Genomic DNA, 20,557 nt, shown 5'->3' with positions numbered 1-20,557 from the left:
CCGAGCCACATCACGCCATGGACGAGGCGGTCGAGCGCGACGTCTCCGGCGCCGATCGTGCGCCACTCGTGTTCGACGTGATCATTGCCGGGTGCGGGCCCACCGGCGCGATGCTGGCCGCCGAGCTGCGGCTGCACGATGTGCGGGTGCTCGTCCTGGAGAAGGAGACCGAGCCGGTGTCGTACGCCCGGATCGTCGCTCTGCATATTCGCAGCATCGAGCTGCTCGCGATGCGCGGGCTGCTGGAGCGCATAAGCGAACACGGCCGGCGGCGTCCGGCCGGCGCCTACTTCGCCGCCATCGACAAACCCGCGCCCGGCGGCCTGGATTCCGCGCACGCCCATCTGCTGGGCATTCCGCAGCCGGTCATCGTGCGGCTGCTCGAGGAGCACGCGATCGACCTGGGCGCGCACGTCCGGCGCGGCGGTGCGGTGACCGGTCTGGAGCAGGACGACGACGGGGTGACGGTCGAGCTGGCCGGCGGGGAACGGCTTCGCTCGCGCTATCTCGTCGGCTGTGACGGCGCGCGCAGCACGGTGCGCAAACTGCTCGGCGTCGGCTTTCCCGGTGAGCCCTCGCGGAACGAGACGCTGATGGGCGAGATGGAGGCGGGCGCGCCGCCGGAGGAGATCGCCGCCCGGGTGGCCGAGATCCGCGAGACCGACGATCGGGTCAGCATCGGGCCGTCCGGCGAACAGGTCTATCGCGTCGTCGTCCCGGCCGCGGGAGTCAGCGACGAACCGCCGACGCTCGCGGACTTCCGGCAGCGGTTGCGCGCCATCGCCGGCACCGATTTCGGCGTGCACTCGCCGCGCTGGCTGTCCCGCTTCGGGGACGCCACCAGGCTGGCCGAACGCTATCGGGTCGGGCGGGTGCTGCTGGCCGGCGACGCGGCACACATCCACCCACCGATCGGCGGACAGGGCCTCAATCTGGGCGTGCAGGACGCGTTCAACCTGGGCTGGAAACTGGCCGCGCAGATCCGCGGCTGGGCGCCGGAGTCGCTGTTGGACACCTATCACGCCGAGCGTCACCCGGTCGCCGAGGACGTGCTGGACAACACCCGCGCACAGATGGAACTGCTGTCCGCCGGGCCGGGCCCGCGCGCCGTGCGCAAGCTGCTCACCGAACTGATGGACCTCGACGAGGTGAACCGCCGCCTGCTCGAGAAGATCACCGCGATCGGCATCCGCTACGACTTCGGCGCGGGCCCCGACCTGCTCGGCCGCCGCCTGCCCGACCTCGACGTCGAACCGGGCCGCCTCTACGACCTGCTGCACCGCGGCCGCGGCCTGCTGCTGGACCGCACCGGGCAGCTGACCCCCGGCGGCTGGTCGGACCGGGTCGACCACCTCGCGGATCCCACCGCGGCGCTGGACGTCCCGTGCGTCCTGCTGCGCCCGGACGGCCACGTCGCCTGGATCGGCGACGATCAGCGAGACCTGGACGAGCACCTCGCCCGCTGGTTCGGCCGGCCCGCCGGCAAGGAAAGCTCGGCCGCCGGCTAGGAAAGCTCGGCCAGGCGGGAGTGCAGGCTCTCGGCGTCCCGGTGGCCGAGTGCCTCCAGCACGGTCAGCGCCTCGCGCCAGGACTCCTCCGCCCCGCGCGTGTCGCCCGCGGCCAGCCGGGTGTCGCCCTGGTTGCGCAGGGTCGCCGCGACGTTGTAGCGGTCGCCCAGTTGGCGATAGATGGCCAGGGCCTGGCGGTAGTTGTCGGACGCCGCGGCCCAGTCGCCGAGATGGTGCCGGGCGAAGCCGAGCGTGTCCCAGGTGGCCGCCTCGCCGTCGCGGTCGCCGATCTTCTGGTGCAGGGTCAGCGACTCCTGGGCGTGGTCCAGCGCCTCCCTCGGTTCGCCGTTCTGCACCAGCAGGTAGGCCACCGAGTTCGAGGCGCTGGCCATGCCGTCCTCTCGGTGCACGCCGCGGTACAACTCCAGGGCCTGCCGCGCGTGTGCGACCGCGTCGGCGTACCGGCCCTGCGCGGCCAGGACCGCGGAGAAGTTGTCGTGGGTGGTGGCCTCGCCGGCGGCGTCGCCCAGCCGGCGGAACAGTCGCAGGGCGTTGCGGAACTCGGCATCCGCCTCGTCGATCCGGCCCAGCCGCTGCAACGCGCGGGCCAGGCTGCGGCGCGCGGTCGCTTCACCCGCCAGATCGCCCAGCCGCTGCGCCGCCTCCAGCGCGGCCCGCTGCACGGTCGCCCAGTCCGCCCAGAGTCCGCGCCGCAGCAGGAACGTCGTCATGGTCCAGGCGAGCTGCCCGGTGAGGCGGTCCAGACCCAGTTCGGCGCTGCGGCGTACCGCGGTGAGCAGCGCGCGGTGCTCGGTGGCGAACCACTCGTCGGCCTGTCCGTAGTCGTCGAGCGTGGTGAGCACGACGCCGGGCCGGGGCGGGTCCAGGTCGATCGGTTCGCGGACCGGGTGGAGCAGCATGGCGGCCGCCTTGCCGGTCTGCACCAGGTGATCGAGCACCCGGTCGATGGCGGCTCGTCGCTCGGCCGGTGGGTCGATCGTCTCGGCGAGTTCGGCGGCGTAGGCGCGGAGCAGGTCGTGCATGCCGTACCGGCCGGGCCGGTGTTCCAGCGACAGGTGTGCCCGGGCCAGGTCGGCGAGCAGCATCCGGGTGCGGCGGACCGGCTCACCGGTCAGGCTGGCCGCCGTCTCGGCGCTCAGGTCGGCGCCGCCGTGCAGGCCGAGCAGCCGGAACAGCCGGGCCGCGGCCGGGTCCAGCGCGCGGTAGGACCAGGAGAGCACCGCACGCACGTCACTGGCCGGGTCGCCGGCGGCCAGGGCGTCGAGTGCGACGCGGGAGTCGCGCAGTTCGGCGGCGAGGGTGGCCATGGTGAAGGACGGGTTGGTGGCCGCGCGTACCGCCACCACCGCCAGGGCCAGGGGCAGGCCCGCGCAGGAGGCCGCGATCGCGGCGACCGCCTCGGGTTCGGCGGTCGTGCGCCGCCGCCCGATCCGGCGGTCGAGCAGGTCGCCCGACTCGTGCGGGGACAGGACCTCGAGCATCAGCGGGTGGGCCCCCTCGGCGATCAGCCCGCCGAGACTGTCCCGGCTGGTGACGATGGCGAGGCTGCGCCGGGTGCCGGGCAGCAGCGGCCGCACGTGTTCGGCGTTGCGCGCGTTGTCGAGCAGGATCAGGACCCGGCGGTCGGCCAGCAGGCTGCGGTACAGCGCGGTCTGCTCGGCCAGCGTCAGCGGCAGCGGCCCGGCCGGCACGCCCAGCCCGTGCAGGAAGCCACGGACCGCCTCGGTGGCGGTCACCACGGTGCCCCGCGGGTCGAATCCGGCCAGGTTCACATAGAGCTGGCCGTCCGGAAAGCGGTCGCGGACCCGGTGGGCCCAGTGCACGGCCAGGGCCGTCTTTCCGACGCCGGCGGTCCCCGCGATCGTCACCACCGCGGGGGCGCCGTCTCCGTCCAGCATGGAGTCCAGCAGATCCAGCTGAGCGGCGCGGCCCGCGAAGCCGGTGACGTCGTGCGGCAGCTGTGCCGGTACCGGCGTCCCCGGGGCCTCCGGCTCGTCGCCCCGCAACACCGTCAGCTGGGCCCGGCGCAGCTCGGCGCCCGGTTCGATGCCGAGCTCCCCGACCAGCCGGCGGCGGATCTCGGCGTAATGCTCGAGCGCCTCCACCGTGCGCCCGGCGGCGTGCAGCGCCAGGATGTACGCCGCCGCGACCGGTTCCGCCAGCGGGTGGTCGACGACCAGCGCGCCGAGGCGATCGAGGACGACGTCGCCGGTCTCCAGCCGCGCCCAGCCGACCACCGCGTCGACCAGCTGCTGACGCCAGCTCTCCCGGGTCTGCTCGGCCCAGTGCCCGGGCAGCCCGGCCAGGGGTTCGCCGCGGACCAGCTCGACCGCCGCCCGGTGCAGCCGGGCCCGCTCCGGATCGGACCGGTCCGGTGCGCGCGCCTGCTGGATCAGCGCCCGGAAACGGCCGGTGTCCACGGCGTCCGGTGCCACGTCCAGCAGGTAACCGCCGGACCGGCGGATCAGGCCGGCCGGCTCGCCGAGCGCGCGCAGCACCTGGCGCAGCCGGGCCAGATGAGCCTGGAGTGTGCGGCGGCTATGGTCCGGCGGCGCCGACCCCCACACCCGGCCGGTCAGCGTGTCGACCGGCACCGGCCGGCCCGCGTCCACCGCCAGGGCCGCGAGGACCAACCGGCGCTGTGGTGGTCCGATCGGGACCGGCCGGCCGTGCAACATCAGCTCGATGGGGCCGAGCAGCCGTAGCTCCCAGTCCGGCACGCGTCGAGGCTAGACGACCCCGGCGGGGCTTGCCCAGGCCGCCGCCGGGCGGTGCGCCGGGCAGCGCGATCTCGAAGGCGGCGCCGTGCCGGTCGGAGTGCAGCACGCGCAGCGTGCCGCCGTGTGCCTGGGCCACCCAGCGCACGATGGACAGACCCAGCCCGCTGGACCCGCCGGACCCGACGAACCGGTCGAACATCGCGCCGGCCAGCGACGGGTCGATGCCTGGGCCGTGGTCGGCCACGATCACCCGGCCGCCGGCCACGGTCACCTGTACGACCGCCGGCCGGCCCGCGACCCGGCCGTGCCGCAGCGCGTTGTCCAACAGATTGGCGACCGCGCGCCGGATCAGGGCCGGGTCGGCGGACACCACCGTCGGCGCCGCGGCCACCGTGACCTGGGCATGGTCGGCGGGTGTCTCCTGCACCACGGTGTCCACCAGCTGGTCCAGCCGGATCGGTTCGACGGTCAGCCGCTCCACGTCGGCGGCCATCCGGGCGCGCATCAGCATGTCGTCGATGACGTCGCCCATCCGGCCGGCCAGGTCGACCGTGCGGGGCAGCAGCTCGGCGCGCCGGTGCGGATGGGCCAGAGCGGCCTCGGCGAGCGCACGCAGCGAGGTCACCGGTGTCCGCAGGTCGTGCGCGGTGTCCGCGAGCAGGGTGTCCTGGCGCCGCAGCGCGGACACCGCGGGCGCGAGCGCGCGCACCGCCGCCAGGTGGGCGGTCACCGCGACCAAGGCGACCAGCAGCACTCCGGCGATCGCCACCCGCGGCGTGAGGGCGCGGCCGCCGGGGAACAGCAGCAGCGCGCAGAGCACATAGCCGGCCGCGCAGGACAACCCCACCCACAGCGCCGGTCGCCACGAAACGGACAAGTGAGCCTCCTTCGCCGCGTCGAGCCTGCACCCCCGTTGCTGTCGAAATGTTGTCGCCCTTTCCACGCACGGACCCGGCAGGGTGTGGGCCGCCGCAGGTGGGCCCCCGCCCGGTGCCCGCGGGAGCATACGATCCGGACCACGACGGACGTGGGAATCGGACATTGATCTTTGGAGGCCGCGGTGGACCGCAAGCGACTGACCACCCTCCTGGACCGGGAGCGGGCGGCCTTCGCCGAGCGCAACCCGCGATCGGCCGCGGCGCACGCACGGGCCGGAAATCTCTTCGGCCGGGTGCCGATGACCTGGATGAACAAGACCGCCGGCGGATTTCCGCTCTACGCGGCGTCGGCGGGCGGCGCGCACCTGACCGACCTGGACGGCCACGACTACGCGGATTTCTGCCTGGGCGACACCGCGGCGATGGGCGGCCACTCCCCCGCGCCGGTGGTCGCCGCCGTCGACGCGCAGCTGCGGCGCGGGCTGAGCGTGATGCTGCCGACCGAGGACGCGACTGTCGCCGCGGAGGAGCTGGCCCGGCGGTTCGGGCTGCCGGCCTGGAGTTTCGCGCTGACCGCCACCGACGCGAACCGGTGGGCGATCCGGCTGCTGCGCGCGGTGACCGGGCGGCCGCGGATCCTGGTGAACAGCTACTGCTATCACGGCTCGGTGGACGAGTCGCTGATCGTGGTCGGGCCGGACGGGCGCGGGCGCAGCCGGGAGGGCAACGTCGGCGCGCCCGGCGATGTGACGGTGACCAGCCGGGTCGCCGAGTTCAACGATCTGGACGGGCTGGCCCGCGAGCTCGCGCACTCCGACGTCGCGGCGGTGCTGATGGAGCCGGCGCTGACCAACATCGGCATCGTGCTGCCCGAGCCGGGATATCTGGACGAGGTGCGGGCGCTGACGCGTTCCGCCGGGACCTATCTGATCAATGACGAGACGCATACGTTCTCGGCCGGGCCGGGTGGCGCGACGGCGGCCTGGGGGCTCGACCCCGACGTGGTGACGATCGGCAAGGCGATCGGCGGCGGGGTGCCGGTCGGGGCCTACGGGCTGAGCGGCGAACTGGCCGGGGAGTTGCTCGGGCGCGGCGATCTGGACCTGGTGGACATGGGCGGGGTGGGTGGCACGCTGGCCGGGAACCCGGTGTCGATGGCGGCGACCCGCGCGACGCTCGAGTCGGTGCTGACCGCGGCGGCGTTCGACGCGATGACGAAGACGGCGACGGCGTTCGCGGACGGGGTGCGGTCGATCGTGGCCGCACGTGGGCTGCCCTGGTCGGTGGCTCAGCTCGGGGCCCGGGTGGAATACCGGTTCGTCGCGCCGGCACCGCGCACCGGCACCGAGTCGGCGGCCGCGGCGGATCCCGAACTCGAGGACTTCCTGCACGTCTATCTGGCGAACCGCGGGGTGCTGCTGACGCCGTTCCACAACATGGCGCTGATGTGCCCGGACACCACGCTCGACGACGTCGCCCGCCATCACGAGGTGTTCGACGCCGCGCTGGCCGAGATCGGCTGAACTCCTACATCCCGGGCGCGCGGACCCGATGATGCTGACATGTTCCGCCCGCGGCGTGCGCCGGCCCGCTGATCGCCGGGTTCGTGCTGCTCGCCGCGTCGTCGCTGTGGTTCGTGATGGGGGCTGGGCCGGTGGGTGCTCGAGCAGGTGGGGCGGCAGGCGGCCGCGTGGCAGCAGGCGCACGGCGCCCGCGCGCCGGAGAGGATCAGCGTCAACATCTCCGCCCGCCAGCCGCACGAGCCCGGCTTCCCGGCATCCGTCGCCGCGCTTCTGGCCGAGTTCGGCGTGGACCCGTCCCGCCTGGTCGCCGAGGTCACCGAGACCGCGGTGCTGGGCACCGGCGAAGCCCTGGACGCGATCCGCGAGCTGCACGACCTCGGCCTGCCGATCGCGCTGGACGACTTCGGCACCGGGCAGTCGTCGCTCAGCCTGCTGGTCACCTGCCCGGTGCAGGTCCTCAAGGTGGACAAGTCGTTCGTCGACGGCGTGACCGCCAGCAGCCCGCAGGCGGTGATCGCCCGATGCCGGCCGCCGACATCGATGAACTGCTGCGCCGGGCGGCTTTTACAACGTAGTTCTTAATTCACGTCCGGGCGTTCTCGCATTGGGTGGTGGTATCGCCTGGACCATGGTCGGCGCCAGCGGCAGGCTCGGCCCATGACCAGCTATCTGAGCCGCCGCGACGTGCTCCGGGGCCTGGTCGGCCTGGGCGCGGGAGCGACCCTGGCCGGCTGTTCGGCACCCGTGCTCAGCGGGCTCGGCACCGGCGGCGACGCGACGGGTTCGCTCGCCTATTGGAATCTCTTCGGCGGCGGTGACGGCGTCCGGATGACGCAGATGATCGACACCTACCGCGCGGCTAACCCCGCCATCGACCTCAAAGCCGTGACGCTGGCCTGGGGCAATCCTTATTACACCAAGTTGTCGCTGGCCACGCTGGGCGACAAGCCGCCGGACATGGCGGTCGCCCACCTCACCCGGGCCAAGACGCTCGTCGCCTCCGACCTGCTCGAGGAGATCACGCTCGACGACATGGCGAAGGTCGGCATCACCCCGGCTCAACTGGACCAGACGGCCTGGAACGCCGGGCTGGTGGACGGCAAGGCCTATGCGGTGCCGCTGGACACCCACCCCTTCGTGATGTTCTACAACACGGACATCTGCGAGAAGGCCGGACTGCTCGACACCTCCGGGGCTCTGCTCCCGCTGGACAGCCCGGAAAAGTTCGTCGACGCGATGAACAAGGCGAAAGGCGTCACCAACGTGTACGGCGGGGTCGTCTCGATCACCGCGGACACCTCGACCCCGTGGCGGATGTTCCAGTCCTGGTACAGCCAGCTCGGCGGCGAGGTGCTCGCCGACGAGGGTCGTCAGGTGGTGATCGACGACGCCAAGGCGACGCAGGTGCTGACCTTCATGCAGAGCATCACCTCCGGAGGCGCGATCCCGGGCAACCTGGACTACCCCGGTTCGGTGGCCGCGTTCGCGACCGGGCAGGCCGGCTTCTACTTCCAGGGCGAGTGGGAGATCTCCACCTTCCAGACCGCGAAGCTGCCGTTCTCCATGACGCTCTTCCCCAACCTGTATGGCGGCGGCAAATACGCGGTGCAGGCCGACTCGCACACCCTGGTGATCCCGAAGGGCATCACGGGGGTTCGCAAGGACCGGGCGATGGGACTGATCAAGTCCTTCCTGGACCAGAGCAAGACCTGGGCCGAGGGCGGGCACGTGCCGTCCTGGCTGCCGTTCCGGGACAGCGCCGAGTTCAAGGCGCTGCAGCCGCAGGCCAACTACGCGGCCGCGGCCGAGGGCGCGGTCTACGACCCGGACGGCTGGTACTCCGGCTCCGGCTCGAACTTCGAGATCGTCACGGGCTCGAACATCGCCACCGTGCTCAACGGCCAGCGGCCACCCGCCGCCGCGCTGAAGCAGATGCGCGACGCGCTGACCAGCCTCGCCAAAACCGCCTCGCCGATCTAAGGGGGTACACGGTGTCCACCACCGAAACGGCGGATCGCTCCGCGCTACGCCCGCGCAGCGGCGCACCGGCAGCGGGGGCCGCCAAGCCGTGGAGCCACGGCCTGCCCGCGATGGGCTTCCTGGCGCCGTTCCTGATTCTCTACCTGGCGTTCATCATCGGTCCGGCGCTCTACGGCCTGCTGATGAGCTTCTTCGACACCAGCCTGGTCAAGCCGGGCCTGGGCCCGTTCGCCGGCCTCGGCAACTACGCCGAAGCGCTGCAGAGCTCCGACTTCTGGTCGGGGCTGTGGCACACGGTGTGGTTCACGATCCTGACCACGCCGCCGCTGATCCTGCTGCCCTTCGTCTTCGCGCTGCTCGCCGACCGGGCCAAGCACGGACGCTGGTTCTTCCGGCTGGCGTTCTTCATGCCGTACATCCTGCCGTCCGCCGTCGTGGCGCTGATCTGGATCTTCCTTTACACGCCGGAGCTGGGCCTGCTCGACACCGGGCTGGGCTGGTTCGGGATCGTCCCGCCGAACTGGCTGGGTGACCCGAACTGGGCGATGCCGTCGCTGGCGGTCACCACGATCTGGTGGACGCTGGGCTTCAACTTCGTGCTCTTCCTGGCCGGCCTGCAGGACATCCCGAAGGAGCTCTACGAGGCCTCCTCGATGGACGGCGCCGGCCCGTGGCAGCAGATCTGGCGGATCACCGTTCCGCTCCTCGCCCGGACCACCACGCTGGTCGTGGTGCTGCAGGTGATCGCGTCGCTCAAGGTCTTCGACCAGATGTACATCATGACCCAGGGCGGTCCGAACTTCGCCACCAGATCGGTGCTGCAGTACATCTACGACGAGGGCTTCACGAACTTCCGCACCGGGTACGCCGCCGCCGCGTCGATGCTGTTCTTCGTCGTCGTGGTCGCTGTCTCGGCCATCTGGTTCGGGATCGTCCGCCGCCAGCAGAAGGAGGCCTGAGATGGCCGTCACCGAGGCGCCCCCGCGCACCCAGGAGCTGCGGCGCGACCTGGCGAGCCGGGTCGAGTTCCGCACCAAGCTGTTCAACCGGGTCTGTGCCGGTGTGCTGATCGCGTTCGCGCTGATCTGGCTGGTCCCCGTGCTGTGGGCGATCGACACCGCGGTCAAGCCCAACGAGGAGACCACCAAGACCACGTGGCTGATCGACAACCCGACGTTCGACGCGTTCGGCCGGGTGCTGCGTGACACCGACATCCTGCGGTGGTTCGGCTCCAGCCTGATCATCGCGACGATCACCGCGGTCGGCACGGTGATCGTGGCGAGCATGGCCGGTTTCGCCTTCTCGCGGATGCGGTTCAAGTACCGCAACCAGCTGTTCTTCCTGGTCCTCGCGGGCATCATGATCCCCGGCCAGGTGCTGATCGTGCCGCAGTTCCGCGAGATGGACTCGCTCGGCATCCTGAACACGTTCTGGGCGGTCAGCGCCACGCAGATCCCGACCGCGGTCGCGGTGTTCATCTTCAAGCAGTTCTTCGACGGGCTCCCGCGTGAGCTCGACGAGGTGGCCCGGATGGACGGCGCCGGATTCTGGCGGATCTACCGGACGGTGATCATGCCGCTGGCCCGGCCGGCGGTCGCCGCGGTGGTCATCTTCGCGTTCGTCCAGTCCTGGAACGACCTGCTGTGGCCACTGCTGGTGCTGAGCAATCCGGACATCATGACGATTCCGGTCGGTCTCGCCACCGTGCAGGGCTCGTTCGGCATCCGCTACGCCGACGTGATGGCCTCGGCCGTGCTCGGCGCCGTCCCGCTCGTCGCCGTCTTCCTTCTCTTCCAGCGCAACATCGTCGAGGGCATCGCCGGCACCGGCCTGAAAGGGTGATCATGCTCAACGCCTCCTTCACCGTCGACCCGTCGTTCCGGGTGGGAGAAGTCGACCCACGCCTGTACGGATCGTTCGTGGAGCACATGGGACGTTGCGTCTACACCGGCATCTACGAACCCGGTCACCCGTCCGCGGACGCGGACGGGTTCCGGGCGGACACCGCCGAACTCGTGCGTGAGCTGGGCGTGCCGATCGTCAGATATCCCGGTGGGAACTTCGTCTCGGGCTACAAGTGGGAGGACGGGATCGGCCCCCGCTCGGAAAGGCCGACCAGGCTGGACCTGGCGTGGCGGTCGATCGAGACGAATCACGTGGGCGTGCAGGAGTTCGCGTCGTGGGCGCGTTCTTTGAACATCGAGACCATGATGGCGGTCAACCTCGGCACCCGGGGCATCGACGCGGCCCGGTCGCTGGTCGAGTTCTGCAACCTGCCGGGCGGCACGTACTGGTCCGATCTGCGGGGCGGTGACCCCTATGGGGTCAAGGTGTGGTGTCTCGGCAACGAGATGGACGGGCCCTGGCAGATCGGACACAAGACCGCCCAGGAGTACGGGCGCCTGGCGCACGAGACCGGCAAGGCGATGCGCCAGGTCGACCCCACCATCGAGCTGGTCGCCTGTGGCAGCTCGAGCCTGCAGATGCCGACCTTCGGCTCGTGGGAGAACACCGTGCTGGCCGAGGCGTACGACGTGGTCGACTACGTCTCCATGCACGGCTACTACCAGCAGCACGGCGACGACCGGGACAGCTTCCTGGCCTGCGCCGCGGGCATGGACCGGTTCATCGATGCGGTGGTGTCGACGGCCGACCACGTGCGGGCGGTGGGCCGGCACAAGAAGAAGATCAACATTTCGTTCGACGAGTGGAACGTCTGGTACCAGAGCCGGTTCGCCGGCGAGACGAACCTGGAGATCGAGCAGACGCCCCGGCTGATCGAGGACGTCTATTCGGTCACCGACGCGGTGGTGGTCGGCAACCTGCTGATCAGCCTGCTGCGGCACGCCGACCGGGTGAAGATCGGCTGCCTGGCGCAGCTGGTCAACGTGATCGCGCCGATCATGACCGAGCCCGGTGGCCCGGCGTGGCGGCAGGCCAGCTTCCACCCGATCGCGCTGACCACCCGGTTCGGGCGCGGGACGGTGCTGCGGGTCGAGCCGGCGTCGCCGCTCTACGACACCGAGGAGCAGGGCGAGCAGCCGCTGCTCGACGCGGTCGCGGTGCAGGGCCCGGAGGGCGTGACGGTGTTCGCGGTGAACCGCTCGCAGACCGAGTCGATGGCCGTCGACGTGGACCTGCGAGCGCTGCCGTCGCTGTCCGCGGCGACCCACACCGCCATCGCCGACGACGACGCGGACGCGATCAACACCCTGTCCGCGCCGGACCGGGTGACCCCGCAGCGGCGCGACGACCCGAAGCTCGACGGCGGCCGCCTGCAGGCGGTCCTGCCCCCGCTGAGCTGGAACATGATCCAGATCAGCTGACCGCGCGAGGCCGAACAGCAAAGTGGTAGCCCAGGCGTGCGTCCGAGGCCCGGAGGCACGGCTGGGCTACCACTTTCGGCTTTCAGGCGATGGCGCCCGGCCGCCCCGCCCGGCCGTCGTCGGGTTTCAGGCGATGGCGCCCGGCCGTCTCGCCCGGCCGCCATCGGGTTTCAGGCGATGGCGGCCGGGCGGGGCTCGGCGGCGCGCCAGCCGTGCTCCAGACAGAGGCGACGGGCGGTCGTGACCAGGGCGACCACGTGCGGGGACGGGTTCTGCGCCCGCCACAACAGCGACCACGGATAACGCGGCACGGCCGACTCCAGCGGCAGCCAGCGCACCTCGTCGCTGGGCGACACCGCCGACCCCGGCACGCACACCACGCAGCGCCCCTGCACGACCAGGTCGGTGGCGGCCCGCAGATTTTGCACGCTGCCGGCGAACATGGCCGGGAAGAAACCGGCCGAGCGGCACACCTCGGCGACGAACTCGTTGAACTCCGGCGCCCGGTCCTCGTCCGCGAGCAGCAACGTCTCGTCGCGCAGCGCCGCCACCGGGAGCACCGAGCGGTCGGCGAGCGGATGATCGGCGCGGACCAGCACGCCGAGCGGGTCGAGCCGGAACAGCTCGGAGGCGATCGCCGGCGGCACCCCGGAGACCCGGCCGATGCCGATGTCGAGCCGGCCGTCGGCGAGCAGCCGGCACTGCTCGGGAACGCCCGCGGTGACCTGGTGGATCTCCAGGTCGGGATGCGCGACGCGGATCGCCCGGAGCACCGGCCGGATCGCGTCGTAGCCCTCGTCGAGCAGCCCGACCCGCAGCGTCGGCGGGGTCAGCGCGGCGCCCAGCGCGACCATCGCGGCGCGGTCCACGTGCTCGAGGATCTGCCGGGCCTCGATCAGGAACCGGGCGCCCGCCGGGGTCAGCGAGATCTGCCGGCCGGCCCGGTCGACCAGCAGCACGCCGAGCGTGCGCTCGAGCCGTTGCAGCTGGGTGGTGAGCGCGGACGGCGCGATGTGCTCCCGGGTGGCGGCCCTCCCGAAGTGCAGTTCCTCGGCCACGGTCACGAAAAAGCGCAGCTGGCGCAGCTCGAGCCGACCGGCCGCGACCCCGTCCGCGACCGCACGGATCTGCACCGGGGCTGGGCAGTCGGTGCTGCTCAGGTGTCCGGTCCGGTGGGCCATGAGGACCTCCTCGCTCACCCGCGCCGATTCATCGATCGACTCCGCTGCGAGAAGTGTTATCGCTAACATTTCTGTCGTCAACCCGTAAGAACTGAGAAACCTCGGGGACATGAGACCGCTGTTAGCGGTCACAATGCGGGCGGACCGGACTCCGGAGATGTCGTTATGGGCAGTTGATCACCCGGGACGGCCTGGCCGGCCGGCGCGCGCTCGGGCGGCATTCCGGGCGCCGGACGCCGGCCGGGCTGCTCGCCCCGGGCGATCGCGCCGGGCGCCGACTCGCGGCTGATCCCGGCGGCGGCATAGGCCGCGTCCTCGTCCAGCGTCTCGGTGGCGAGCAGCGCGTGCGCGAGCCGGTCGAGCTGGGCACGGTGCTCCCCCAGCAGCCGCAGAGCCTCCGCGTAACACTCCTCGACGATCTTGCGGACCTCGGCGTCGATCAGCTCCTTGGTGGCCGGCGCGACCCCGTCGAGCCCGAGCGGCGACTCGCTGCCCGGTGGCGGCAGCACGGTCACCGGGCCGATCGCCGCGCTCATCCCCCATCGGCCGACCATCTGCCGGGCGATGTTGCTGACCTGGTCGAGGTCGCTCTCCGCGCCGGTGGTCATGTCGCCGAACACGACCTCCTCCGCCGCCCGGCCGCCGAGCGCGCCGATGATCCGGCCGCGCAGATATTTCGCCGAGTAGCCGTAACGATCCGCCTCCGGGCTCTGGAACGTGACGCCGAGCGCCTGCCCGCGCGGGATGATCGAGACTTTCCGGACCGGATCGGCGCCGGGCGTCAGCATGCCGAGCAGGGCGTGACCGGACTCGTGGAACGCGGTGCGCTCCTTCTCCTCCGGGGTGAGCATGATGCCGCGCACCGTGCCCAGAATGATCTTTTCCAGAGCGTCGCCGAAATCGGCCTGGGTGACCGTCTCGTGCCGCCGCCGTGCGGCGAGCAGCGCCGCCTCGTTGACCAGGTTCTTCAGATCCGCCCCGACCATGCCCGGCGTGGTCGCGGCCAGGCCCTCCAGATCAACATCAGGATCCACCGGTACGCCGCGCGTGTGCACCTCGAGGATCTGGCGCCGCCCGGCCAGGTCGGGCGGGCTGACCGTGACCCGGCGGTCGAACCGGCCGGGCCGCAGCAACGCCTGATCGAGGATCTCCGCGCGGTTGGTCGCGGCCAGCACGACGACGCCCTCGCTGCCGGTGAACCCGTCCATCTCGGTGAGGATCTGGTTGAGCGTCTGCTCGCGCTCGTCGCTGCCACCGAGCGACTGCGCGCCCCCGCGGGCCCGCCCGATCGCGTCGAGCTCGTCGATGAAGATGATCGCCGGAGCCACCTTTTTCGCCTGCTCGAACAGGTCACGCACCCGGCTCGCGCCGACGCCCACGATCATCTCGATGAACTCGGACGCGGACATCGAGAAGAACGGCACCTTGGCCTCGCCGGCCACCGCCCGCGCGAGCAGCGTCTTGCCGGTGCCGGGCGGGCCGGAGAGCAGCACGCCGTGCGGGATCTGCGCGCCCAGCTTGCGGTAACGCGCGGGGTCGCGGAGGAAGTCAACGATCTCGGTGACCTCCTGCTCGACCTCCTCGATGCCGGCCACGTCGGCGAACGTGGTGCGCGGCCCCGTCTCCGGCGAATAGAGCTTGGCGCGGGACCGGCCGAAGCCGCCGATGCCGCCGCCGGCCGCCGCGGCCGCGCCGCGCCGCAGGAACCAGATCAGCAGACCGACGAGCAGCAGGGTCGGGCCGAAGCCGAGCAGCACCTGCTGCCAGATCGGGGCCGGTGCGTCCGGCGGGGTCGCGTTGACCGGCACGCCGTTGGCCTGCAACTGGGCGAAGAGGTTGTCCGCCGCGAACGACGGGCGCTCGGTGGTGAACCGCTCGACCTGCTCGCTGTCCTTGGCGTCGACCGGCGTGTATGCCACCTTTTTGCTGAACGTGCCCTCGATGGTGTCGCCGGTCGAGGTGATGTCGGCGACGTTCGCCGACTGCACCTGGGTCAGGAAGAACGTGTAGGAGACCGGGGTGCGGGCATCGGGCGCCAGCAACACCGACGAGACCACCCAGTTGACGGCGAGCAGCAGGAGCAGCATCCAGCCCCAGCGCATCCACACCGGGCGCTTCCTGGGCGGCGTGCCACCGCCGCCGGGCGCGCCCTCGACCCGCCAGGGTTTCGGCTCGTCGCGCCCGGGTTGCGTCATGAGCCGAAGGTACTCCCGCGCGGACCGATCGACCGCGTGACGAAGGACGCATGAAAGAGTGCCCGGCATGGACTTCCGCCGCACCTACCGCGCCGCCGCCGTCTCGTTCGCCGACCTGGCCGGGCGGCTGCCGGCCGATCTGAGCGGGCCCGCTTTGGGCGACTGGACTCTGCGCGAACTGCTCGGGCACACGGTGAGCTCGGCGCTGCGGCAGGTGCCCGAGGTGCTGGCCGTGCCGGCCGAGACGGCCGTGGTGGATTCGCCGGAGGGCTACTGGGCGCTGGCTCGATCCGCGCCCGCCGAGCTGATCGCCACCGCGAGCAAGGCCTCGGCGGCGGACGCGGCGCGGACCGGTGAGCAGCTCGGCGCGGACCCGGCCGGCGCGGTCGGCGAGCTGATCGGGCGAGCCACCGGCGCGCTCGCCGCGGCGGGTGGCGACGACCTGGTCGCCACCGCGATCGGCGGCATGCGGGTGCGCGACTGGATGCCCACCCGCACGCTCGAGCTGGTGGTGCACGGGCTGGACGTGGCCGCCGCGGCCGGGCTCGCCTGGGAGCCGCCGGCGCCCGCGATGGCGGAGACCGGCGCGCTGCTCAGCCGGGTCGCGGTGGCGGTCGGCGACGGCCCGGCCGTGCTGCGCGCGCTGACCGGCCGGGGCACCCTCCCGCCGGGCTTCACCGTGGTGGCCTGAATCTCGACTATCTCGACCCATTAAGTAGACTTCCGGGATGGATTTCACCCTGGCGCTCGCCGGTCTCGGTGTCGGCATCGTGGTGGGCCTCACCGGCATGGGCGGCGGCGCCCTGATGACGCCCATCCTGGTCCTGTTCTTCGGCATCCCGCCGGTCGCCGCGGTCTCCAGCGACCTGGCCGCCAGCGCGGTGATGAAGCCGTTCGGCGGCTGGGTGCACGCCCGCCGGGGCACGGTGAACTGGCGGCTCGTCGCCTGGCTCTGCGCGGGCAGCGTGCCGGCCGCCTTCCTCGGGGTGCTGTTGCTGCGGCTGCTCGGCGACGACGCGCAGGTGCAGCACGCGATCAAGATCGCGCTCGGCGTCGCGCTGCTGCTGGCGGCCGGCGGCCTGCTGCTCAAGGCCTGGGCCGCCCGGCGGCGGCGCGGCGACGGCCCGGCCACGCCGATCGTGGTGCGCCCGGTGCCCACCATGCTGCTCGGCGCCGCGGGCGGGCTGATCGTCGGGCTCACCTCGGTCGGCTCCGGTTCGCTGATCATCGTGGCGCTGCTGATGCTCTATCCCGCGCTGCGCGCGAACGACCTGGTCGGCACCGACCTGGTGCAGGCGGTGCCGCTGGTCGCCGCCGCTGCCCTGGGCCACGCGTTCTTCGGCGACCTCCAGCTCGACCTGGCCGCCGCGGTGCTGCTCGGCTCGATCCCGGGCGTGCTGCTCGGCGCCCGCATCTCCTCTCGCGCGCCGGCCGGCCTGGTCCGCGCGGCGCTGGTGATCGTGCTGCTGGCCAGCGCCCTGAAGCTGCTCGACGCGCCGAACCCGATGGTCGCCGCCATCGTCGGCGCGGCCATCGTGACGGCCGTCGTGATCGGGCTGATCCGCCGCGGCCGCCCGGCCGACGCCGAGCCGGCCGCCGAAAAACGGGAGCACGCGCCGACGCACTGACCGATAGGTTCGGCGGATGCGACGCACCTTCGCCGAGCGGATCCGGCTGCTGCGCCTGCTGCGGCACGCCGGGCCGGTCCTGGTCGCCGCGCTGCTCGCGCTGCAGGTGGCCCGGGCGCTGCTGCCGGCCGCGCAGGCGGTGGCCGCCGGGCTGTTGATCGCCGAACTGACCGGACCCGACCCGGCGGTGCTGCCGGCCGCCGCGCTGGTCGCGGGCATCTTCCTGGCCGACCAGATGGTATGGACGGCGCTGGTTCCGGTGCGCGAGCTGACCGCGAAGCGGATCGACGGCGCGCTGCGGGCCGGGCTGCGCCGGATCGCGGTCGCACTGCCCGGCCTGGCCGACCTCGCGAGTGAGTCCTTTCAGGACAACGCCGCCCGGGTGGTGGACGCGGGCATCGGGATCAGCCGCGAGCGATCGGCCGGCAACGCCGCCACCGGCCAGATCGAGCTGATGTTCCGGATGCTCGGCGCGCTGGCCGCGGCCGGGCTGCTGGCCACCTTCTCGGTGCCGCTGGCGGCCGGGCTGCTCGCGGTGTCGCTGGCCGGCCGGGCCGTGCTGCGCCGCGAGTGGCTGGCCATGATCGCGGTGCTGGACGCGGACACCGCCGGCCAGCGGCACGAGGTCTACCTGGTCGAGCAGGCGGTCTACGGCGCGGCCAAGGAGGTGCGGCTCTTCGGGCTGGCCGACTGGTTCGCCGGGCGGTTCCGGGCCGCGGCGACGCGCACCTATGCACCGGTCTATCGCCGGATGCTCGGCACCCTGCGCCGGCAGTGGTGGTATGCGCTGGCCGGGCTGCTGGCCGCGGTGGCCGCCCTGGGATGGCCCGCGACGGCTGTGCTCGCCGGCACGCTGGACCCGGGCCGGCTGGTCACCTGCCTGCTCGCCGGGCTGGGCGTGCTGACGATCAGCGCGATGGGCATGGAGGCCTTCGACATCGAGTACGGGCTGCGCGGCGTCGCGGCGTACGCGTCTCTGTCGTCTTTGTCGAAGACCGCCGCCTCGGGCGTCCTTCCCGCGACGGCCACCCCGGAGATCCGCTTCGAGGACGTGGTGTTCCGCTATCCCGGCGCCGAGCGGCCGGTGCTGGACGGCTTCACGCTCACTCTGCGGCCCGGCGAGACGGTGGCCGTCGTCGGCGAGAACGGCGCCGGCAAGACCACCTTCGTCAAGCTGCTCGGCGGCCTCTACCGGCCCGAGTCCGGCCGCATCACGGTGGACGGCGTCGATCTGTCCACACTCGACCTCGATGCCTGGCGGCAGCGGCTGACCGTGCTGTTCCAGGACTTCGTGCACTACCCGGCGAGCCTGCGGGACAACATCGCGATGAGCCCGGCCGGCGACGACGTGGTCCTCGACGCGCTGGACCGGGCCGGTGGCACCGCCCTGCTCGAGCGGCTGCCGGACGGGCTCGACTCGTCGCTCTGGTCGGAGGGCACCGGCGGCACCGACCTCTCCGGCGGGCAGTGGCAGCGGGTCGCCCTGGCCCGCGCGCTGCACGCGGTGGCCACCGGCCGCCGCGTATTGGTGCTCGACGAGCCCACCGCCAACCTGGACGTGCGGGCCGAGGCCGAGTTCCACGAGCGGGTGATGTCCCGCGTGCACGACGCCACCATCGTGCTGATCTCGCACCGGCTCTCCACGGTGCGCCCGGCCGGCCGGATCGTGCTGCTGCGCGACGGGCGGGTGGCCGAGGACGGCACGCACGACGAGCTGATGGCGGTGGGCGGCGACTACCACCGGTTCTTCACCGTGCAGGCGGCGGCCTTCGTGGCGGAGAGATGAACGACTGGCTGCGCCTCCTGCGCCGGGTCACCGCGCTGACGCTGCGCACCGATCGGCGGGCCGCGATCGTGCTGACCGCTCTGATCGCCGGCCAGGCCGCGGTGATCGCGGCGGTCGGGCTCAGCCAGCGCTGGCTGGTGGACGGCGCCTCGGCCGGCGACCGCGCGGTCACCCTGGGCGCCGTCGCGCTGGGCGCGGTCGCCTATGCGGTCTCGTCCACCGCGAGCCGGGTGGCCGGCACCCTGTCGCTCTATCTCTCCGGCCGGGTCCGGATCGCGTTCAACGCCCGCAGCCAGCACATCGTCTCCGCCATCCCGACCGTCGCGCACCTCGAGCACTGGCCGCACATCAACCGCTGGGACCGGCTGCTGCGCGGCGCCGACGCGCTGGTCGCCCTGCCGTGGACCGTGCTCAACGCGGCCGCCGCCACGGTCAGCCTGGCCGTCACGGTCGGCCTGCTGGCCTGGGTCAGCCCGCTGCTCAGCCTGCTCGCGCTGCTGGCCGTGCCGCTGTTCCTGGCCCAGCGGCGGGCCGACCGGCTGCTGCGCACGGCCCGCGACGAGGAGACCGAACTGCTGCGCCAGGAGCGGCGGCTGCACGACCTGTGCGTGGAGCCCGAGCCGGCCAAGGAGGTGCTGCTGTCCGGCGCCGGCCCCGCCCTCGGCGAGCGGGCCACGAGGCTCTGGGATCGGGCCATCGAGCTGGAGGCCCGCGCCCGGTGGCGGGGCGCGGCCGCACAGACCGCGGCCTGGGTGCTCTATGCGGGCGGATTCGGCGCCGCGCTGCTGGTGGTCGGCGGGCTGATCGGCCAGGGCCGCAGCACCACCGGCACCGCGGTGATGGTGGTCTCCCTCGCCGCGCAGTTGCAGGACCAGCTGCGCACCATGCTGACCAACCTGACCACGGTCGCGCAGGCCGGCGAGATGGTCGGGCACTACTGGTGGCTGGAGCGCTACCACGCGGATGCGACTCGGGCCGGCGGTCCGGCGCCCGCGCGGCTCACCGGCGACATCACCATGCGCGACGTGCGGTTCCGCTATCCCGGCGCCGAGCAGGACACGCTGCGGGGTGTGACGCTGCGTCTGCCGGCCGGCGGCACGGTCGCGGTGGTGGGCGCGAACGGCGCCGGCAAGACCACGCTGATCAAGCTCCTCACCGGGCTGCACGAGCCGACCGGCGGGGACATCACGGTGGACGGCGCGCCGCTCGCCGGGATCGCGCCGGACGCCTGGCGGGCCCGGCTGTCCGGGATCTATCAGGACTTCGCCCGGCTGCGGTTGCGCACCCGCGAGACGGTCGGCGTGGGCAGCGTGCGGCACGTGCGGGACCGGCCGGTGATCACCGCCGCGATCGACCGGGCCGGCGCCACGGAGACCGTGCGGCGGCTGCCCGGCGGGCTGGACGCGCAGCTCGGCGCGGCGTTCGGCGGGGTCGAGCCGTCGCTCGGGCAGTGGCAGCGGCTGGCTCTCGCGCGGTCGCTGATGCGCGAGGTGTCCGGCGACCGGCCGCCGCTGTGCGTGGTGCTGGACGAGCCGGCCGCGGCGCTCGACCCGCTCGCCGAACACGAGCTGTTCCTGCACTTCGTGGGCCAGGTGCGGGAGGCCGCGGCGCAGGGCGCGGTCACCGTGCTGGTCTCGCACCGCTTCACGACCGTACGGATGGCCGACCTGATCGTGGTGATCGAGGATGGACGGGTCACCGAGTCGGGCAGCCACGCCGAGCTGATGGCGGCCGGTGGTGGCTATGCCGAGTTGTATCGGTTGCAGGAGCGGGCGTACCGATAGGATCGTCGGACGTCGATGCTCCTGGGG

General features: G+C 72.5%; 15 protein-coding genes. 11 read left to right on the top strand and 4 right to left on the bottom strand.

Annotated features, from left to right (window positions below; genetic code table 11):
- The first annotated feature begins 68 nt into the window (after nucleotides 1–68).
- Nucleotides 69–1,508 carry a rifampin monooxygenase gene (rox, locus tag ACZ6TI_RS38765; protein WP_465350278.1) on the top strand — a complete coding sequence of 480 codons (1,440 nt, stop codon included), beginning with the start codon at nucleotides 69–71 and terminating at the stop codon, nucleotides 1,506–1,508.
- Here the strand turns inward: rox and ACZ6TI_RS38760 are convergent.
- Both ACZ6TI_RS38760 and ACZ6TI_RS38755 read right to left on the bottom strand, forming a co-directional pair.
- Nucleotides 1,505–4,123, bottom strand: a complete 2,619-nt coding sequence (locus tag ACZ6TI_RS38760; protein ID WP_465350277.1) for an AfsR/SARP family transcriptional regulator — start codon at nucleotides 4,121–4,123, stop codon at nucleotides 1,505–1,507. The two genes, rox and ACZ6TI_RS38760, sit on opposite strands and share 4 nt — an antisense overlap.
- Nucleotides 4,068–5,126, bottom strand: coding sequence for a sensor histidine kinase (locus ACZ6TI_RS38755; protein WP_465350230.1), 1,059 nt, complete (start codon nucleotides 5,124–5,126; stop codon nucleotides 4,068–4,070). Before ACZ6TI_RS38755 ends, ACZ6TI_RS38760 begins: the two co-directional genes overlap by 56 nt.
- Nucleotides 5,127–5,309: 183 nt before the next feature.
- On the opposite strand from ACZ6TI_RS38755, the gene ACZ6TI_RS38750 reads away from it, so the two are divergent.
- The 6 genes from ACZ6TI_RS38750 to arfA all read left to right on the top strand — a co-directional run bounded on the left by ACZ6TI_RS38750 (nucleotide 5,310) and on the right by arfA (nucleotide 11,956).
- The gene (locus tag ACZ6TI_RS38750; protein WP_465350229.1) at nucleotides 5,310–6,650 is read left to right on the top strand and encodes a transaminase; all 1,341 of its coding nucleotides are present in this window, start codon (nucleotides 5,310–5,312) and stop codon (nucleotides 6,648–6,650) included.
- Nucleotides 6,651–6,785: 135 nt separating this feature from the next.
- Nucleotides 6,786–7,232, top strand: a complete 447-nt coding sequence (locus ACZ6TI_RS38745; protein WP_465350228.1) for an EAL domain-containing protein — start codon at nucleotides 6,786–6,788, stop codon at nucleotides 7,230–7,232.
- 75 nt (nucleotides 7,233–7,307) lie between these two features.
- The gene (locus tag ACZ6TI_RS38740; protein ID WP_465350227.1) at nucleotides 7,308–8,630 is read left to right on the top strand and encodes a substrate-binding domain-containing protein; all 1,323 of its coding nucleotides are present in this window, start codon (nucleotides 7,308–7,310) and stop codon (nucleotides 8,628–8,630) included.
- Between the two features lie 11 nt (nucleotides 8,631–8,641).
- Nucleotides 8,642–9,589, top strand: a complete 948-nt coding sequence (locus tag ACZ6TI_RS38735; protein WP_465350226.1) for a carbohydrate ABC transporter permease — start codon at nucleotides 8,642–8,644, stop codon at nucleotides 9,587–9,589.
- 1 nt (nucleotide 9,590) lies between these two features.
- Nucleotides 9,591–10,472, top strand: coding sequence for a carbohydrate ABC transporter permease (locus ACZ6TI_RS38730; protein WP_465350225.1), 882 nt, complete (start codon nucleotides 9,591–9,593; stop codon nucleotides 10,470–10,472).
- A 2-nt stretch (nucleotides 10,473–10,474) separates the two neighbouring features.
- A complete protein-coding gene (arfA, locus tag ACZ6TI_RS38725; protein WP_465350224.1) occupies nucleotides 10,475–11,956 on the top strand; it encodes an arabinosylfuranosidase ArfA in 1,482 nt (493 codons plus the stop codon).
- Nucleotides 11,957–12,126: 170 nt separating this feature from the next.
- Here arfA and ACZ6TI_RS38720 read toward each other — a convergent pair whose 3' ends face one another.
- Both ACZ6TI_RS38720 and ftsH read right to left on the bottom strand, forming a co-directional pair.
- Nucleotides 12,127–13,137, bottom strand: coding sequence for a LysR family transcriptional regulator (locus tag ACZ6TI_RS38720; RefSeq protein WP_465350223.1), 1,011 nt, complete (start codon nucleotides 13,135–13,137; stop codon nucleotides 12,127–12,129).
- Between the two features lie 128 nt (nucleotides 13,138–13,265).
- Complete coding sequence (ftsH, locus tag ACZ6TI_RS38715) at nucleotides 13,266–15,332, bottom strand: ATP-dependent zinc metalloprotease FtsH (RefSeq protein ID WP_465350222.1); 2,067 nt, start codon at nucleotides 15,330–15,332, stop codon at nucleotides 13,266–13,268.
- A gap of 67 nt (nucleotides 15,333–15,399) precedes the next feature.
- Between ftsH and ACZ6TI_RS38710 the strand changes: the two genes are divergently transcribed.
- From ACZ6TI_RS38710 to ACZ6TI_RS38695, 4 genes are read left to right on the top strand one after another with little or no spacing between them, the layout of a single operon-like run.
- Complete coding sequence (locus tag ACZ6TI_RS38710; protein ID WP_465350221.1) at nucleotides 15,400–16,023, top strand: maleylpyruvate isomerase N-terminal domain-containing protein; 624 nt, start codon at nucleotides 15,400–15,402, stop codon at nucleotides 16,021–16,023.
- 37 nt (nucleotides 16,024–16,060) lie between these two features.
- On the top strand, nucleotides 16,061–16,960 hold the full coding sequence (locus ACZ6TI_RS38705; RefSeq protein WP_465350220.1) for a sulfite exporter TauE/SafE family protein: 900 nt from the start codon (nucleotides 16,061–16,063) through the stop codon (nucleotides 16,958–16,960).
- 16 nt (nucleotides 16,961–16,976) lie between these two features.
- Entirely contained in the window at nucleotides 16,977–18,746 is a 1,770-nt protein-coding gene (locus ACZ6TI_RS38700) for an ABC transporter ATP-binding protein (RefSeq protein ID WP_465350219.1), read from the top strand.
- Complete coding sequence (locus ACZ6TI_RS38695; RefSeq protein ID WP_465350218.1) at nucleotides 18,743–20,530, top strand: ATP-binding cassette domain-containing protein; 1,788 nt, start codon at nucleotides 18,743–18,745, stop codon at nucleotides 20,528–20,530. The genes ACZ6TI_RS38700 and ACZ6TI_RS38695 overlap by 4 nt, the downstream gene beginning before the upstream one ends.
- The last annotated feature ends 27 nt before the right edge of the window (nucleotides 20,531–20,557 follow it).

Source organism: Actinoplanes sp. NPDC051388 (assembly GCF_055586225.1).
The sequence above is the reverse complement of the archived record's forward strand: the minus strand, read 5'-3'. Positions and strand labels throughout refer to the sequence as shown.

Bases quoted from the DNA above. Each gene is read 5' to 3' on its own strand.
- ACZ6TI_RS38740 (WP_465350227.1), top strand. From the start codon at position 7,308: ATGACCAGCTATCTGAGCCGCCGCGACGTGCTCCGGGGCCTGGTCGGC.
- ACZ6TI_RS38730 (WP_465350225.1), top strand. From the start codon at position 9,591: ATGGCCGTCACCGAGGCGCCCCCGCGCACCCAGGAGCTGCGGCGCGAC.
- arfA (WP_465350224.1), top strand. From the start codon at position 10,475: ATGCTCAACGCCTCCTTCACCGTCGACCCGTCGTTCCGGGTGGGAGAA.
- ACZ6TI_RS38720 (WP_465350223.1), bottom strand. From the start codon at position 13,137: ATGGCCCACCGGACCGGACACCTGAGCAGCACCGACTGCCCAGCCCCG.
- ftsH (WP_465350222.1), bottom strand. From the start codon at position 15,332: ATGACGCAACCCGGGCGCGACGAGCCGAAACCCTGGCGGGTCGAGGGC.
- ACZ6TI_RS38710 (WP_465350221.1), top strand. From the start codon at position 15,400: ATGGACTTCCGCCGCACCTACCGCGCCGCCGCCGTCTCGTTCGCCGAC.
- ACZ6TI_RS38705 (WP_465350220.1), top strand. From the start codon at position 16,061: ATGGATTTCACCCTGGCGCTCGCCGGTCTCGGTGTCGGCATCGTGGTG.
- ACZ6TI_RS38700 (WP_465350219.1), top strand. From the start codon at position 16,977: ATGCGACGCACCTTCGCCGAGCGGATCCGGCTGCTGCGCCTGCTGCGG.
- ACZ6TI_RS38695 (WP_465350218.1), top strand. From the start codon at position 18,743: ATGAACGACTGGCTGCGCCTCCTGCGCCGGGTCACCGCGCTGACGCTG.